Below are 15,514 nucleotides of genomic sequence, written 5' to 3'. Positions count from 1 at the left end.
CCTGTCCTGTTGTTCCATCCCGGTTTCTTCTGAAGAATTTTGCTTTCGTTTCAGCGCCATCGCCGCCGGTGGCGCCCGGACATTCAGGTTTTTCCTTTTTTCTCCCCCCTGGCAATTCAACGTCAGACCACGCATCCAGACAATTTCCATGAGCCTTCGCATTTACAACACGCTGTCGCGTGCCGTAGAAGATTTTTCCCCTCTTGTTCCCGGCCAGGTCCGCATGTATGTTTGCGGAATGACGATTTACGACCTGTGCCACATCGGCCACGCGCGGATGATGATGGCCTTTGACGTGGTGCAGCGCTGGCTCAAGGTCAGCGGCTACCAGGTCACCTACGTGCGCAACATCACCGATATCGACGACAAGATCATCAAGCGCGCCGTCGAGCGCGGCATCACCATCCGCGCGCTGACCGACGAGATGATCGAAGCCATGCACCAGGACATCGGCGCGCTAAACATCGAGCCGCCCACGCTGGAGCCGCGCGCGACCGACTACGTGCCGCAAATGCTCGCCATGATCAGCACGCTGGAAGGCAAGGGCCTGGCCTACCGGGGGTCTAGCGGCGACATGAACTATGCGGTGCGCAAGTTTCCGGGCTACGGCAAGCTGTCGGGCAAGTCGCTGGATGAGCTGCGCGCCGGCGAGCGCGTGGCCGTGCTCGAAGGCAAGGACGACCCGCTGGACTTCGTGCTGTGGAAGTCAGCGAAAGAAAGCGAACCCGAGGACGCCAAGTGGGACAGCGCCGCGCTCGGCCACGACTACGGCCGGGGCCGGCCGGGCTGGCACATCGAATGCTCGGCCATGAGCTGCGCCACGCTGGGCGAGACTTTCGACATCCACGGCGGCGGCGCCGACCTGCAGTTTCCGCACCATGAAAACGAGATTGCCCAGAGTGAAGGCGCCAATGGCAAGCCGCTGGCGCGCTTCTGGATGCACAACGGTTTCGTGCGTGTGGACAACGAGAAGATGTCCAAGTCGCTGGGCAATTTCTTCACCATTCGCGAGGTTTTGGCCAATTACGACGCCGAAACCGTGCGCTTTTTCATCCTGCGCGCGCACTACCGCAGCGCGCTCAACTACAGCGACGCGCACCTGGACGATGCGCGCAATTCGCTCAAGCGCCTGTACACCGCGCTTGGCCTGGTGGCACCAGCTGAAGTGGAGATTGACTGGGCCGACCCGTTTGCCGCCCGCTTCAAGGCGGCGATGGATGAGGACTTTGGCACGCCCGAAGCCGTGGCCGTGCTGTTCGACCTGGCGGGCGAGGTGAACCGGACCGGTTCTGCGCAACTGGCCGGGCTGCTGAAAAGCCTGGGCGCCTGCCTGGGCTTGCTGCAAGGCGAGCCTTCGGCCTACCTGCAGGCCGGCTCCAGGCTGGACGACGCCAGCATCCAGGCCCAGATCATTCAACGCGCCGATGCCAAGAAGGCCCGGGACTTTGCAGCGGCAGACCGCATCCGCACCGAACTGCTGGACCAGGGCATCGTGCTCAAGGACTCGCCCCAAGGAACGACCTGGGAGGTGAAATCGTGAAACATTCAGTATTTTCAAGCCTTTCAGCCATTTTGCGCACGTCTAGCGGGCGTGAGCAGCTATGAAAAACATAGTAATTGCCGAAACCGCCAGCCCGGCGCCCATCGAGCTGACCGACAAGGCCGGCGCGCCCGAGCCGGCCATCGTCGTGCCGCCTTACTGGCAGGACGCCTGCAAGCATCTGGTCAAGAAGGACCGGGTCATGAAACGCCTGATTCCGCAGTTTGGCAACACCTGCCTGCAGTCGCGCGGCGACGCGTTCAGCACGCTGGCGCGTAGCATTGTCGGCCAGCAAATTTCGGTGAAGGCCGCGCAGACCGTCTGGCACCGCTTTGCCGCCTTGCCCTTAGAGATGACGCCGGCCCATGTGCTGCGCCTGAAGATCGACGACATGCGCGCGGCCGGCCTGAGCGCGCGCAAGGTCGAATACCTGGTAGATTTGTCGATTCATTTCGACGCCGGCCGAGTCCATGTGCAGGACTGGCAGGCAATGGACGATGAAACCATCATTGCCGAGCTGATCGCAATTCGCGGCATCGGCCGCTGGACGGCCGAGATGTTTTTGATGTTTTACCTGACGCGGCCCAACGTGCTGCCGCTCGATGACGTCGGGCTGATCAACGGCATCAGCCACAATTATTTTTCCGGCGAATCGGTCAGCCGCAGCGATGCGCGCGAAGTCGCCGCCGCCTGGGCGCCATACTGCAGCGTGGCGACTTGGTATATTTGGCGTTCGCTGGACCCTAAAATCGTGCCCGGCGCCTGATCAAGAATTAAGAAGTCCGAGGATTACCATGGCAAAAAAGACCTTTCTCGATTTCGAGCAGCCCATTGCGGAGCTTGAAGGAAAAATTGAAGAATTGCGTTATGTGCAAACCGAGTCGGCGGTCGATATTTCGGACGAAATCGAGCAGCTGGCCAAAAAGAGCCAGCAGCTCACCAAAGACATCTACAGCGTCCTGACGCCCTGGCAGATCACCAAGATTGCCCGCCATGCCGAGCGGCCCTACACGCTGGACTACATCCGCGACATCTTCACCGACTTTGTTGAACTGCACGGCGACCGGCATTTTGCCGACGACCTGAGCATCGTCGGCGGCCTGGCGCGCTTCAACGGCAATGCCTGCATGGTGCTGGGCCACCAGAAGGGGCGCGACACCAAGGAACGTGGCCTGCGCAACTTCGGCATGAGCAAGCCCGAGGGCTACCGCAAGGCGCTGCGCCTGATGAAGACGGCAGAAAAATTCAGGCTGCCGGTGTTCACCTTTGTCGACACGCCCGGCGCCTATCCCGGCATCGAGGCCGAGGAGCGCGGCCAGTCCGAGGCCATCGGCCGCAACATCTTTGAAATGGCGCAGCTCGAAGTTCCCATCATCACCACCATCATCGGCGAGGGCGGCTCCGGCGGCGCGCTGGCGATTTCGGTCGGCGACCAGGTGGTGATGCTGCAGTATTCGATCTACTCGGTCATCAGCCCCGAAGGCTGTGCCTCGATTCTCTGGAAAACGTCCGAAAAGGCGCAGGATGCGGCCGAAGCGCTGGGCATCACCGCGCACCGGCTCAAGGCGCTGGGCGTCATCGACAAGATCGTCAACGAACCGGTCGGCGGCGCGCACCGCGACCCGAAGCAGATGTCGGCTTTTTTAAAGCGCGCGCTCAACGATGCCTTCCGCCAGGTCAGTGACCTGCCGGTCAAGGAACTGCTCAACCGGCGCTATGACCGGCTGCAAAGCTATGGCCGCTTCACCGATACCAAAGCCGACGCCGGAAAATAGTCTCTTGCACGTGCCGCCGCCAGGCGCGGCGCGCCTTGAAAAACAGGTGAACCCGGCACGGGCGGGCATTGACGCCCTTTTTCCTGCTGATCCTCCTTTGCCTCTGGGCGTGGCCTACAGCGGCGGCGCCGACTCGACCGCCTTGCTGCTGGCAGCGAGCGAGCGCTGGCCGGGCCAGGTCGAGGCCTTTCATGTCCACCATGGGCTTCAGGCGGCTGCCGATGCGTTTGTCCGGGTTTGCGAATCGGTCTGCCAACAGATTGACCTGGTTCTGCATGTCATTCCGATCGATGCCCGCCATGCGCCCGGCGAAAGCCCTGAAGACGCGGCGCGGCGCGTGCGCTATGCGGCGCTGGCGGCTTCGGCGGCGGCGCGCGGCATGCGCGGTTTGCTGCTTGGCCAGCATGCCGACGACCAGGTCGAAACCCTGCTGCTGGCATTGAGCCGGGGCGCCGGCCTGCCGGGTCTTTCGGCCATGCCGGCGCGGTTCGAGCGCGGCGGCATGGTGTTTTACCGGCCGCTGCTGCAGATTCCTTCCGCCGTCCTGCGCGAATGGCTGGTGCGCCAGCCCATTGAATTTGTAGACGACCCGACCAACACCGACGAACGCTACACGCGCAACCGCATCCGGGCACGCTTGCTGCCCGCGCTGGCGCAGGCGTTTCCGCAATTCCGCGCCACGTTCGCGCGCAGTGCGCGCCATGCCGCGCAGGCGCAGGCGGTGCTGGTGGAAGTCGCCGCGCAGGACCTGGCCGCCGCCGGCAATCCGCCCGCCATCAAGGCCTTGCAAGGTTTTTCGCCAGCCCGCCAGGCCAATCTGCTGCGCCATTGGCTGCTGCTGCAACAGGCCACGCCGAGCGCGGCGCAACTGGATCAATTGCTGCACCAGGTCGCCGCCTGCACCACGCGCGGCCACCGGATTCATCTCAAGGTGGCGACGGGCCATGTCACGCGGCAGGGCGGCAGCCTGCACTACGCTGCCGACCCGACAGGGTGCTGAACGCAAATTGCGCTGGCTATAATTGAAGGCTTTGCTGCCGAGCTGGAAGGCGGGCTTTTTCGAAAGCTGTTTCCCGGGGCGCCGGCAGGGTAAAACAACTTCACCACCAACTCCTGATTGACCCAACCGCCATGGCTTTGATCGTTCACAAATACGGCGGCACCTCGATGGGCTCGACCGAGCGCATTCGCAATGTTGCCAAACGCGTTGCCAAGTGGGCACGCGCCGGCCACCAGATGGTCGTGGTTCCCAGCGCCATGAGCGGCGAAACCAACCGCCTGCTCGGCCTGGCCAAGGAACTGGCACCCGCGAAATCCGATGAAGCCTACGGCCGCGAACTCGACGCATTGGCCGCCACCGGCGAGCAGGCTTCCAGTGCGCTGCTGGCCATTGCCCTGCAGGCCGAGGGCATGCAGGCGGTGAGCTATGCCGGCTGGCAGGTCACCATCAAGACCAACAATGCCTACACCAAGGCGCGCATCGAGTCGATAGACGACGAAAAAGTGCGCGCCGACCTGGATGCTGGCAAGGTCGTCATCATCACAGGTTTCCAGGGCATGGACGAGGGCGGCAACGTCACCACGCTGGGTCGGGGCGGCTCAGATACCTCGGCCGTGGCAATTGCCGCCGCGCTCAAGGCGCACGAATGCCTGATCTATACCGATGTCGATGGGGTGTACACCACCGACCCGCGCGTCGTGCCCGAGGCGCGCCGCCTGCAGACCGTGAGCTTTGAGGAAATGCTGGAAATGGCATCGATGGGCTCGAAAGTTCTGCAGATCCGCTCGGTCGAGTTCGCCGGCAAGTACAAGGTGCCGCTGCGGGTGCTGTCCAGCTTCACCGACTGGGACATCAACATCGACGAAGAAGCCAAATCAGGCACATTGATCAGTTTTGAGGAAGACGAAAAAATGGAACAAGCCATCGTATCGGGCATCGCATTCAACCGCGACGAAGCCAAAATCTCGGTGCTCGGTGTGCCTGACACCCCGGGCATTGCCTACCAGATCCTGGGCGCCGTGGCCGAGGCCAACATCGAAGTCGATGTGATCATCCAGAACATCAGCAAGGACGGCAGGACCGACTTCAGCTTCACCGTGCACCGCAACGACTTTGCCAAGACGCTGGATCTGCTCAAGTCCAGGGTGGTGCCCGCGCTCGGCGCGCAGGAAGTCACCGGCGACGCCAAGATCTGCAAGGTCAGCATCGTCGGCATCGGCATGCGCAGCCATGTCGGCATTGCCAGCAAGATGTTCGGCGTGCTGGCAGAAGAGGGCATCAACATCCAGATGATCTCGACCAGCGAAATCAAGACCTCGGTCGTGATCGACGAGAAATACATGGAACTCGCCGTGCGTGCGCTGCACAAGGCTTTTGACCTGGACCAGCCCGTCGCCTGAAACCGTCTCTGAAAGTCGTGCGATAATCTTGCTATTGGAAACGTGACCGAGTGGCCGAAGGTGCTCCCCTGCTAAGGGAGTATGGGGTGTAGAGCCTCATCGAGGGTTCGAATCCCTCCGTTTCCGCCAAATTTAACGCGCAATCTTTACAGGTTGCGCGTTTTTTTTGGTCCATTTTTCCTACGAGCCCGTGGCTTTGCTACCCAATGATGAATCCCAGGCCTTTAAAGTAGATGTCCATTGTGCTTTGACCGGCTTGCACCAAGTCAAAGGCTTGCGGGTCGAGCAGCCAGTTTTGTATCAAGCCATCAATCAAGGCATGCAATCCTCGTGCGGCCAGGGCGCTGGGCACAGGCAGCGTCAGGTTTTCCTGTCGCGCGGCCGTGTCCAGACCTTGCGTTACCCGGCACAAAAAACCATTGCACGCGGTCAGGTGCCGAAGGCGAATGTTTCGGATGCCTTCCATGTATTCCACCTTTTGCGTGGCGATTTCGAGAACGCGGCGTGTCTGCGGGTCGTTCACGATCTGATGGAGCGCTTTCAGGATCGCGCTTCGCGTGTGCATGAGCGCCTGGGTGCCGGTATTGCTGCTGGTTTCCTCCGGGCTCTGTTCGTGGCTGAAGTAGCTTTCCAGGGGCAGCGTGACCCGCTCCATCATGGCGTCGAACAGGTCGGCCTTGTCCTTGAAGTGCCAATAGACAGCACCGCGTGTGGCACCTGCTTGAAGGGCAATGTCCTGCAGCGTGGTGCGTGAAACGCCTTGGGACTGAAACAGGCCTTCCGCTGAGTCAAGCAGTCTGTTGCGCGTTTCGAGCGCTTCCTCTTTGGTTCGACGGGCCATGGACATCTCCTGAAATCGATTTCAATTGGCTTTTACATACATTCAAAAACGTATGTAAACTATAGCACTCGTTAATCCTTACTATTAGATTTTTCGTTTTCGGCGAATTTGTTTTGTTCTTGCCGGGATCGCACCACTTTTTCGCCTTTTCCCTAAAAATCCGAGGAACAGATATGCCCACGCTCAGCGTTGCCCCTTCTTTTTTACCCGCCAGATTTGCGCGTCATCAACCACTGGTGCTGGTGGCCGTACTTTCTTTGTTTCTGGCTGGATGCGGCAAGGGCAATGCGCCGGCTCCCGGTGCGGGTGCAGCGCCTCCGCCGCCCCAGGTGGGGGTCGTCACGGTCACGCCGGGCGACGTCGGCCTGGTGACCGAATTGCCCGGCCGTCTGGAAGCGTCACGCGTGGCGCAGGTCCGTGCGCGTGCCGCCGGTATTTTGCAAAAGCGCCTGTTCCGCGAGGGCAGCGACGTGAAGGCCGGTCAGCCGCTGTTCACGATAGACGCCGCCCCATACGCCGCCGCCGCCGCCAGCGCCCGCGCCGGCCAAGCACGCGCCGAAGCCAACCTGGCGCAGGCAACGGCGCTTGCCGAGCGCTACAAGCCGCTGGTCGAGGCCAATGCCATCAGCAAGCAGGAATACGCTAATGCCGTCGCTGCGCAAAAACAGGCTGCAGCCGATGTCGCCGTCGGCAAGGCCAACGTGCAGACCGCCAACATCACGCTGGGCTATGCCTCGGTGACGGCGCCGATTTCAGGCCGCATTGGCCGCTCGCTGGTGACCGAAGGCGCGCTGGTGGGGCAGGGCGACGCCACACAGCTCGCCGTCATCCAGCAGATCAACCCGATGTATGTGAACTTCACGCAGTCGGCCTCCGAGGTCATGAAGCTGCGCTCTGCCTTGGCCGGCGGCCAGTTCAAGCGGGCCAGCGGCGCCGATGCGGCCAGTGTTCGCATCATGCTGGAAGACGGCACCGAATATGAGCAGCCAGGCAAATTGCTGTTTTCAGACCTGACGGTTGATGCCACCACCGGCCAGATCACCCTGCGGGCCGAAGTTCCCAACGCCGGCGGGCTGTTGCTGCCGGGGCTCTATGTGCGGGTGCGGCTGGAACAGGCCCAGGCCAGCAATGCGATTACCTTGCCGCAGCAGGCCGTCACGCGCACGGCGCAGGGCGACACCGTCATGGTGGTGGGCGGCGACGGCAAGGTTGCACCGCGCCAGATCAAGGTCGGTTCGGCCAAAGGCACGCAATGGGTGGTGCTCGAAGGCCTGAAAGCCGGCGAGCAGGTGATGGTCGATGGCTTTCAGAAGCTGCAGATGATGCCGCCCGGAACGCCGGTCAAGGCCGTGCCATGGCAGCCGGCGGGGGCAACTTCCGCTGCCCCCGCCGCTGCGGCGTCAGCTGCAGCTGCTTCGGCACCGGTCAGCGCCAGCTCATCAGCGCCCGCTGCCTCAGCGGCAGCGAAATAAGGAGCCTACCCCATGGCCAAGTTTTTTATTGACCGACCCATCTTCGCGTGGGTGATCGCCCTGTTCATCCTGGTGCTTGGCACTGTTGCTGTCACGCAGTTGCCGATTGCCCAGTACCCGCCGGTGGCGCCGCCTTCCATTGTGGTCAGCGCCAGCTACCCCGGTGCTTCCGCCAAGACGCTGGAAGACAGCGTGCTGAGTGTGATCGAGCGCGAGATGAACGGCTCGCCCGGCCTGATCTACATGGAGTCCTTGTCCCAGGCCAACGGCAGCGGCACGCTGACGCTGACCTTCGAGACCGGCACCAATCCCGACCTGGCACAGGTCGATGTGCAAAACCGGCTGTCGCGTGCCTCGCCGCGCCTGCCGCAGGCCGTGACGCAGCAAGGCGTTCGGGTCGACAAGTCGCGCTCGAACTTCCTGCTGTTCACCATGCTGTCGTCTAGCAATCCGGCGATTGACCCGGTGGCGCTGGGCGACTACGCGTCGCGCAACGTGATTCCCGAACTCCAGCGCTTGAGCGGCATCGGTCAGGCCCAGTTGTTTGGCACCGAGCGCGCCATGCGCATCTGGATCGACCCGGCCAAGATGGCGGGCTTTGCGCTGTCATCGCTTGACGTGACCAACGCCATCCGGGCACAAAACGCCCAGATCGCCTCCGGCACGATTGGCGACCTGCCCAATGTGGCCGGGCAGGGCATTGCCGCCACGGTGGTGGTCAATGGCCAGCTCTCCAGCGTCGAGCAGTTCGGCGACATCGTGCTGCGCGCCACGACCCAGGGCTCGACCGTGCGGCTCAAGGACGTGGCCCGTATCGAGTTGGGTGCGCAGGCCTATGCCACCTCGGCGCGCCTGAACGGCAAGCCGGCCACCGGCATCGGCCTGCAGTTGGCGGCGGGCGGCAATGCGCTTGACGCCGCCAAGGCCGTGCGGGCCAAGATGGAGCAGCTCAAGCCCTACTTTCCCCAGGGCGTGAACTATTCGATTCCCTACGACAGTTCGCGCTTCGTCAGCATCTCGATCCGGCAGGTGGCCACTACGCTGGTCGAGGCGGTGGTGCTGGTGTTCCTGGTGATGTTCTTGTTCCTGCAGAACTGGCGCTACACCGTCATACCGACCATCGTCGTGCCGATCGCCCTGCTGGGCACCTTTGCCACGCTGCTGGCGCTGGGCTTTTCGATCAACGTGCTGACGATGTTCGGCATGGTGCTGGTGATCGGCATCGTGGTCGATGATGCGATCGTCGTGGTCGAGAACGTCGAGCGCATCATGAGCGAGGAAGGCTTGCCGCCCCTTGAAGCCACGCGCAAGGCGATGGGCCAGATCTCGGGCGCCATCATCGGCGTGACCGTCGTGCTGATCTCGGTGTTCGTGCCGCTGGCGTTCTTTGCCGGCTCGGTGGGCAACATCTACCGCCAGTTCTCGGCCGTCATGGTCGCGTCGATCGGCTTTTCTGCCTTCCTGGCGCTGTCGCTCACGCCGGCGCTGTGCGCCACGCTGCTCAAGCCGGTCGAAGCGGGTCACCACCATGAAAAGACCGGCTTCTTCGGCTGGTTCAACCGGGGCTTTTCGCGCACCGCCAAGGGCTATGAAAGCCTGGTCGCGCGCCTGCTCAAGCGCGCCGGCCGCTACCTGATCATTTATGCGGCGATCATCGGCGTCGTGGCGTTGGTCTACACGCGCCTGCCGACCTCCTTCCTGCCGGCCGAGGACCAGGGCACGCTGCTGGTCAACGTGCAGCTGCCGCCCGGCGCCACGGTGGAGCGCACCCGCGCCGTGATGGAGCAGGTCGAAGGCTTCATGCTCAAGCAGCCCGAGGTCGAGGGCATGGTCGGCGTGCTGGGCTTCAGCTTTTCCGGGCAGGGACAAAATGCCGGACTCGCCTTCGTCACGCTCAAGGACTGGGATGAGCGCAAGGAAAAAGGCCAGCAGGCCGATGCGCTGGCCGGACGGGCGTTTGGCGCGTTTTCAAGCATTCGCGATGCGTTCGTGTTTCCGCTGAGCCCGCCGCCGATTCCTGAACTCGGTTCTGCCAGCGGCTTTACCTTCCGCCTGCAGGACCGCTCCGGCGCGGGTGGCGATGCGCTCTTGGCCGCCCGCAACCAGCTGCTTGGCATGGCCGGCAAGAACCCGGTGCTGGCGCAGGTGCGGCCCGATGGCCTGGAAGACGCGCCGCAGCTGCAGCTCGACATCGACCGCGACAAGGCCAATGCCTTGGGCGTGAGCTTTGATGCCATCAACACCGCCCTGTCCACCTCGCTTGGTTCAAGCTATGTGAATGACTTCCCGAACCAGGGCCGGCTGCAGCGTGTCGTGGTGCAGGCTGACGCGCCGGCGCGCATGCAGCCCGACGACCTGCTGCAGATCAATGCCAGCAACAGCCGGGGCGAATCGGTGCCGTTGTCGGCCTTTGCCACCACGCGCTGGGTCAAGGGGGCAATGCAGACGGTGCGCTACAACGGCTATCCGGCCATGCGCATCAGCGGCGCCGCCGCGCCGGGTTACAGCACGGGCGCGGCCATGGCCGAGATGGAAAAGATGGCGGCCCAGCTGCCGCAGGGCTTCGGTTTCGAATGGAGCGGCCAGTCGCGCGAGGAAAAGCTCGCCGGCTCGCAGGCCATGATCCTGTACGGCTTTGCGATCCTGGCAGTGTTCCTGTGCCTGGCCGCGCTCTACGAGAGCTGGTCGATTCCGCTGGCGGTGATTCTGGTCGTGCCGCTGGGCGTGGTCGGCGTGCTGTTGGCGACCCTGTTCCGGGGGTATGCGAATGACGTGTATTTCCAGGTGGGCTTGATCACCATCATCGGCCTGTCGGCAAAGAACGCGATTTTGATCATCGAGTTCGCCAAGGATCTGCAGGCGCAGGGCAAGGGCGTGATCGAGTCGGCGCTGACGGCGGCGCATCTGCGGTTCCGGCCCATCATCATGACCTCGTTCGCCTTCATGCTGGGCGTGCTGCCGCTGGCGATTGCCACCGGCGCCAGCTCGGCGAGCCAGCGGGCCATCGGTACCGGCGTGATTGGCGGCATGATCACCGGCACCGTGCTTGCCGTGATTTTCGTGCCGATTTTCTTTGTCGTGGTGCGCGGCTTTTTCAAGGGCAGCGCACGGCAGCAGCAAGTTTACGCAGAGCATGCCAAGTCGGCAGGGGTCGGCGGCCATGAATGAAAGCCAGAACATGAACCAGACAAGACTTTTCCAACGCCTGGCCGTGAGCGCCGCATTGCTGCTGGCCGGCTGCTCGATGATCCCGACCTACGAGCGTCCGGCCGCGCCCATCGCCATCGACTGGCCCGCGCTGAGCGCCACGGCTGCGGGGCCCGCAACGACGGCCAACGCCATGGCCGCCGCCGACATCGAGTGGCAGGGCTTTTTCAGCGACCCCCGGCTGCGCCAGCTGATCGACGCGTCGCTTCGCAACAACCGCGACCTGCGCATCGCCGTGCTCAACATCGAGCAGGCGCGGGCGCAGTTCCAGATTCGCCGGGCGGACCAGTTTCCGACGGTGGGCGCTGCCGCGACCGGTTCGCGCCAGCCTGGCAGCAACGACAGCATCACCAGCGTCTATACCGCCGGTCTGGCAATGACATCGTACGAGTTTGACTTTTTCGGCCGCGTCGCCAGCCTGAAGGAAGCCGCACTGAGCCAGTACCTGGCCACCGAGGAAGGACGCAAGACCACCCAGATCAGCCTGGTTGCGGCCGTGGCGAACACCTACCTCAGCCTGCTGGCCGACGAGGAACTGATCGGTATCACCCGGCAGACGCTGGCCACGCGCGAGGACTCGTTTCGCTTGAGCAAGCTGCGTTTTGACAATGGCGTGAGTTCGGAACTCGACGTTCGCCAGGCCGAGTCGCTGATTGAAGCGGCGCGCGTGTCGCTGGCGCAGCTGACGCGCCAGCGCGCGCTTGACCAGAACGCGCTGGTCCTGCTGCTGGGCCAGCCGGCCACCGGCGAGCTGGCCGTGGCCCTGCCGGCCGGCAAGGGCTTGGCCGACATGCCGGTGATGGCCGACGTGCCGGCCGGCCTGCCGTCCGACTTGCTGACGCGCCGCCCCGACGTGCGCCAGGCCGAACAGTTGCTGCTGGCGTCCAACGCCAATATCGGCGCGGCGCGGGCGGCGTTTTTCCCGAGGATTTCGCTCACCGCCAGCGCCGGCAGCGCCAGTTCGCACCTGGGCGACCTGTTCCAGAGCGGCAGCTTTGGCTGGACGCTGGCTCCCCAGTTGTTCCTGCCGATTTTTGACGCAGGCCGCAACCGTGCCGGTCTGGAATCGGCCAAGGTCGGGCGCGACATTGCCGTGGCGCAGTACGAAAAATCCATCCAGACAGCGTTTCGCGAAGTGGCCGATGCACTCGCCGGCCGCGCCACGCTGGGCGAGCAGTTGCGGGCTAGCCAAGCCCAGGCCAGTGCCGAAGGCGTTCGCTACCGGCTGTCCAACTTGCGCTACCAGAGCGGTATTGCCAGCCAGCTCGACCTGCTCGACGCGCAGCGTTCGCTGTTCACCGCGCAGCAGGCCGTGGTCCAGACCCGGCTGGCGCAGCTGCAAAGCCAGGTCACGCTGTACAAAGTGCTGGGCGGCGGTTGGAAAGAGCCCGGCGCGGCGGTTCCGTTGGCGAATGCAGCGCTTGCGCCCAGACCGTAAGCTGCCAGGCTTTCATTTCCGCCAGTGGCGCATGGCGAATAAAAAAGTGATGTTTTAGGCTGTTTGCGCACGCCGGGCGTGCGCGAAAAGCTATTAAAACGATAGTAAACCGACCGGCGCCGACAAACCCAGCCAGCGCTGCGCCGCCGCTTGCAGCACGTGCGTCTGGCTGGTGGCGAACAGGCTGACCCGTCCGGGCGGCGCGTTCGCCGCCATCAAGGCGTCGGGCAGCAGCCGCCGGGTCTGGCGCGCCACCGCTTCGCCGTTGTCGATGAACTGCACTTGCGTGCCGACCAGTGCGCGCAGGTGCTCACTGGCCAGCGGGTAATGCGTGCAGCCGAGCACCAGCGTGTCGATTTTCCCGGTTTCAGTGCCAAATTGGCCCATGGCGCTTATGTAGTGTGCGCAAAGCGCTATTATTTTAGTAGCGTCGCCGGTGCTGGCGCTGGCCTCGATGGCATGGGCCAGGCCGTCGCAGGGTTGCAGGACGAACGTGGCGTTGGCAGCTTGCGTGGCCAGCAGCGTCTGGAACTTGCCGCTGGCCAGCGTGCCGCGCGTCGCCATCACGCCGATGCGCCCGGTCCGGCTCAGTGCCACGGCGGGTTTAAGCGCCGGTTCGACGCCGATCAGCGCCAGCCCCGGATGCTCGGCGCGCAGCAGTGCAATCGCGGCGGCCGTGGCCGTGTTGCAGGCCATCACCAGCGCCTTGACGTTCTGGCTGACTAAATATTGAACGATGGCGCGCGAGCGGGCCAGCACATGCGCCGCGCCCTGCTCGCCATAGGGCGCATGGCCACTGTCAGCGATGTAGATAAAGTCCTCGTGCGGCATGTCGGCCCGCAGCGCCTTCAGCACGCTCAGGCCGCCGATGCCGCTGTCGAACACGCCGATGGCGCGGTCCATCAACGGCGGCTCACCCGGTGCGGGTAATCAGGCGTTGGTGACCGCAATGTTCTTGAACTCGCCGGTGGCAATACGTTCCTGCCACAGCGCCGGGCCGGTGATGTGGGCGCTGGTGCCACCCGAATCGACCGCCACGGTGACGGGCATGTCGACCACGTCGAATTCATAGATCGCTTCCATGCCCAGGTCGGCAAAACCGACGACTTCCGCATGCTTGATGGCCTTGGACACCAGGTAAGCGGCGCCACCGACCGCCATCAAATAAGCGCTCTTGTGCTTCTTGATGGCTTCAATCGCCACCGGGCCGCGCTCGGCCTTGCCGACCATCGAGATCAGGCCGGTCTGCGCCAGCATCATTTCGGTGAAACCGTCCATGCGCGTGGCCGTCGTCGGGCCGGCGGGGCCGACCGCTTCGCCCTTGACCGGATCGACCGGGCCGACGTAGTAGATCACGCGGTTGGTGAAATCGACCGGCAGTTTTTCGCCCTTGGCCAGCATGTCGGCAATGCGCTTGTGCGCGGCGTCGCGGCCGGTGAGCATCTTGCCGTTGAGCAGCAGGGTCTGGCCCGGCGTCCAGCTGGCGACTTCTTCCTTCGTTAAGGTGTTGAGGTCGACCTTCTTGCTCTTGACGTAGTCGGGCGTCCAGTTCACGTCGGGCCAGGTGTCGAGCGACGGCGGCGTCAGGTAGACCGGACCGCTGCCGTCCATCACGAAATGCGCGTGGCGCGTGGCGGCGCAGTTCGGAATCATGGCGACCGGCTTGCTGGCCGCGTGCGTCGGGTACATCTTGATCTTGACGTCGAGCACGGTGGTCAGGCCGCCCAGGCCCTGCGCGCCAATGCCCAGGGCGTTGACCTTCTCGAACAGTTCCAGGCGCAGCGCCTCGACCTTGGTCAGCGCTTCGCCGGCGGCTGATTTGGCCTGCAGTTCGTACATGTCCAGGTCGTCCATCAGGCTTTCCTTGGCCATCAGCACGGCTTTTTCGGCGGTGCCACCGATGCCAATGCCGAGCATGCCGGGCGGGCACCAGCCAGCGCCCATGGTGGGAACGGTTTTCAGGACCCAATCGACCACCGAGTCGCCGGGGTTGAGCATGACCATTTTGGATTTGTTCTCGGAGCCGCCGCCCTTGGCTGCGACCGTGACTTCCACCGTGTTGCCGGGAACGATCTCGGTGAAGATCACGGCCGGCGTGTTGTCTTTGGTGTTCTTGCGGTCGAACTGCGGATCGGCCACGACAGACGCGCGCAGCGTGTTGTCCGGGTGGTTGTAGCCTTGGCGCACGCCTTCGTTGATGGCGTCGTCAAGGCTGCCGGTGAAGCCGTCCCAGCGCACGTCCATGCCGACCTTCAGGAACACGTTGACGATGCCGGTATCCTGGCAGATCGGGCGGTGGCCGGTCGCGCTCATCTTGCTGTTGGTCAGGATTTGCGCAATCGCGTCCTTGGCGGCCGGGCTTTGCTCGCGCTCGTAGGCGCGGGCGAGGTGGGCGATGTAGTCGGCCGGGTGGTAATAGCTGATGAATTGCAGGGCGGCGGCAACGGATTCGATGAGGTCGGCTTGTTTGATGGTGGTCATGGCTTTTGTCAGAGTGGCAGGGGGATAGCCAATTATCCCGCACAGTGCTGAGCACGCTCTTACAACGTTAAAAGCACGCTACAGGGACGCTGTAAAAGCTGCTCGCTCCTCCGGTACGGGGCTGCGAACTGCACAAAATCTGCGCACAAGTACCCAACAAATAGATTGATCCTATTGAACCTTGTGATCTGAGGCGGCAATGACTTGTCGTTAGTAGCTCAACGGTAATAATCGAGACATGCTTACCGATATTTTTGCTTACCGCTATGCCGACTAAGGTGGGCCCCTGAGTCAAGACAAATTTGAACTCAGTTTAAGTTGCACTCGATTCCACTCGCAGCTGGACGGCGCTGCCCCGGT

11 protein-coding genes and 1 tRNA gene are annotated in these 15,514 nt (G+C 63.2%); 9 read left to right on the top strand and 3 right to left on the bottom strand.

Going from position 1 to position 15,514, the window contains the following annotated elements; all coding sequences use genetic code 11:
• Positions 1-148 precede the first annotated feature (148 nt).
• The 6 genes from cysS to ACP7AD_RS14140 all read left to right on the top strand — a co-directional run bounded on the left by cysS (position 149) and on the right by ACP7AD_RS14140 (position 5,844).
• The gene (cysS, locus tag ACP7AD_RS14165; RefSeq protein WP_426148419.1) at positions 149-1,540 is read left to right on the top strand and encodes a cysteine--tRNA ligase; all 1,392 of its coding nucleotides are present in this window, start codon (positions 149-151) and stop codon (positions 1,538-1,540) included.
• A gap of 61 nt (positions 1,541-1,601) precedes the next feature.
• Positions 1,602-2,306 carry a DNA-3-methyladenine glycosylase family protein gene (locus ACP7AD_RS14160; protein WP_426148420.1) on the top strand — a complete coding sequence of 235 codons (705 nt, stop codon included), beginning with the start codon at positions 1,602-1,604 and terminating at the stop codon, positions 2,304-2,306.
• Positions 2,307-2,334: 28 nt separating this feature from the next.
• On the top strand, positions 2,335-3,315 hold the full coding sequence (locus tag ACP7AD_RS14155) for an acetyl-CoA carboxylase carboxyltransferase subunit alpha (protein ID WP_426148421.1): 981 nt from the start codon (positions 2,335-2,337) through the stop codon (positions 3,313-3,315).
• Positions 3,316-3,319: 4 nt separating this feature from the next.
• Positions 3,320-4,315 carry a tRNA lysidine(34) synthetase TilS gene (tilS, locus tag ACP7AD_RS14150; protein ID WP_426148423.1) on the top strand — a complete coding sequence of 332 codons (996 nt, stop codon included), beginning with the start codon at positions 3,320-3,322 and terminating at the stop codon, positions 4,313-4,315.
• A 131-nt stretch (positions 4,316-4,446) separates the two neighbouring features.
• Positions 4,447-5,715: an aspartate kinase gene (locus tag ACP7AD_RS14145; RefSeq protein ID WP_426148424.1), complete on the top strand. Its 1,269-nt coding sequence runs from the start codon at positions 4,447-4,449 to the stop codon at positions 5,713-5,715.
• 36 nt (positions 5,716-5,751) lie between these two features.
• Positions 5,752-5,844: transfer RNA gene (locus ACP7AD_RS14140), tRNA-Ser, on the top strand.
• A gap of 70 nt (positions 5,845-5,914) precedes the next feature.
• Here ACP7AD_RS14140 and ACP7AD_RS14135 read toward each other — a convergent pair.
• Positions 5,915-6,556, bottom strand: a complete 642-nt coding sequence (locus ACP7AD_RS14135) for a TetR family transcriptional regulator (protein WP_426148425.1) — start codon at positions 6,554-6,556, stop codon at positions 5,915-5,917.
• 173 nt (positions 6,557-6,729) lie between these two features.
• On the opposite strand from ACP7AD_RS14135, the gene ACP7AD_RS14130 reads away from it, so the two are divergent.
• From ACP7AD_RS14130 to ACP7AD_RS14120, 3 genes are read left to right on the top strand one after another with little or no spacing between them, the layout of a single operon-like run.
• Complete coding sequence (locus ACP7AD_RS14130; RefSeq protein ID WP_426148426.1) at positions 6,730-8,028, top strand: efflux RND transporter periplasmic adaptor subunit; 1,299 nt, start codon at positions 6,730-6,732, stop codon at positions 8,026-8,028.
• A gap of 12 nt (positions 8,029-8,040) precedes the next feature.
• Positions 8,041-11,196 (top strand): efflux RND transporter permease subunit, encoded by a 3,156-nt coding sequence (locus ACP7AD_RS14125; RefSeq protein WP_426148427.1) that lies wholly within the window; start codon positions 8,041-8,043, stop codon positions 11,194-11,196.
• 10 nt (positions 11,197-11,206) lie between these two features.
• A complete protein-coding gene (locus ACP7AD_RS14120) occupies positions 11,207-12,673 on the top strand; it encodes an efflux transporter outer membrane subunit (protein WP_426148428.1) in 1,467 nt (488 codons plus the stop codon).
• A gap of 93 nt (positions 12,674-12,766) precedes the next feature.
• Here ACP7AD_RS14120 and murI read toward each other — a convergent pair whose 3' ends face one another.
• Both murI and ACP7AD_RS14110 read right to left on the bottom strand, forming a co-directional pair.
• The gene (gene murI, locus ACP7AD_RS14115) at positions 12,767-13,576 is read right to left on the bottom strand and encodes a glutamate racemase (protein ID WP_426148429.1); all 810 of its coding nucleotides are present in this window, start codon (positions 13,574-13,576) and stop codon (positions 12,767-12,769) included.
• A gap of 27 nt (positions 13,577-13,603) precedes the next feature.
• Positions 13,604-15,154, bottom strand: a complete 1,551-nt coding sequence (locus ACP7AD_RS14110; RefSeq protein WP_426148431.1) for a fumarate hydratase — start codon at positions 15,152-15,154, stop codon at positions 13,604-13,606.
• Between the last annotated feature and the right edge of the window lie 360 nt (positions 15,155-15,514).

Origin of the sequence: Polaromonas sp. DSP2-3-2b2, from assembly GCF_049895905.1 — a bacterium.
Classification (GTDB): domain Bacteria; phylum Pseudomonadota; class Gammaproteobacteria; order Burkholderiales; family Burkholderiaceae_C; genus Polaromonas.
The sequence above is the reverse complement of the archived record's forward strand: the minus strand, read 5'-3'. Positions and strand labels throughout refer to the sequence as shown.

Coding starts and splice junctions, on each gene's coding strand:
- ACP7AD_RS14135 (WP_426148425.1), bottom strand. CDS start 6,556: ATGGCCCGTCGAACCAAAGAGGAAGCGCTCGAAACGCGCAACAGACTG.
- ACP7AD_RS14120 (WP_426148428.1), top strand. CDS start 11,207: ATGAACCAGACAAGACTTTTCCAACGCCTGGCCGTGAGCGCCGCATTG.
- ACP7AD_RS14145 (WP_426148424.1), top strand. CDS start 4,447: ATGGCTTTGATCGTTCACAAATACGGCGGCACCTCGATGGGCTCGACC.
- ACP7AD_RS14155 (WP_426148421.1), top strand. CDS start 2,335: ATGGCAAAAAAGACCTTTCTCGATTTCGAGCAGCCCATTGCGGAGCTT.
- ACP7AD_RS14125 (WP_426148427.1), top strand. CDS start 8,041: ATGGCCAAGTTTTTTATTGACCGACCCATCTTCGCGTGGGTGATCGCC.
- ACP7AD_RS14160 (WP_426148420.1), top strand. CDS start 1,602: ATGAAAAACATAGTAATTGCCGAAACCGCCAGCCCGGCGCCCATCGAG.
- ACP7AD_RS14110 (WP_426148431.1), bottom strand. CDS start 15,154: ATGACCACCATCAAACAAGCCGACCTCATCGAATCCGTTGCCGCCGCC.
- cysS (WP_426148419.1), top strand. CDS start 149: ATGAGCCTTCGCATTTACAACACGCTGTCGCGTGCCGTAGAAGATTTT.
- ACP7AD_RS14130 (WP_426148426.1), top strand. CDS start 6,730: ATGCCCACGCTCAGCGTTGCCCCTTCTTTTTTACCCGCCAGATTTGCG.
- murI (WP_426148429.1), bottom strand. CDS start 13,576: ATGGACCGCGCCATCGGCGTGTTCGACAGCGGCATCGGCGGCCTGAGC.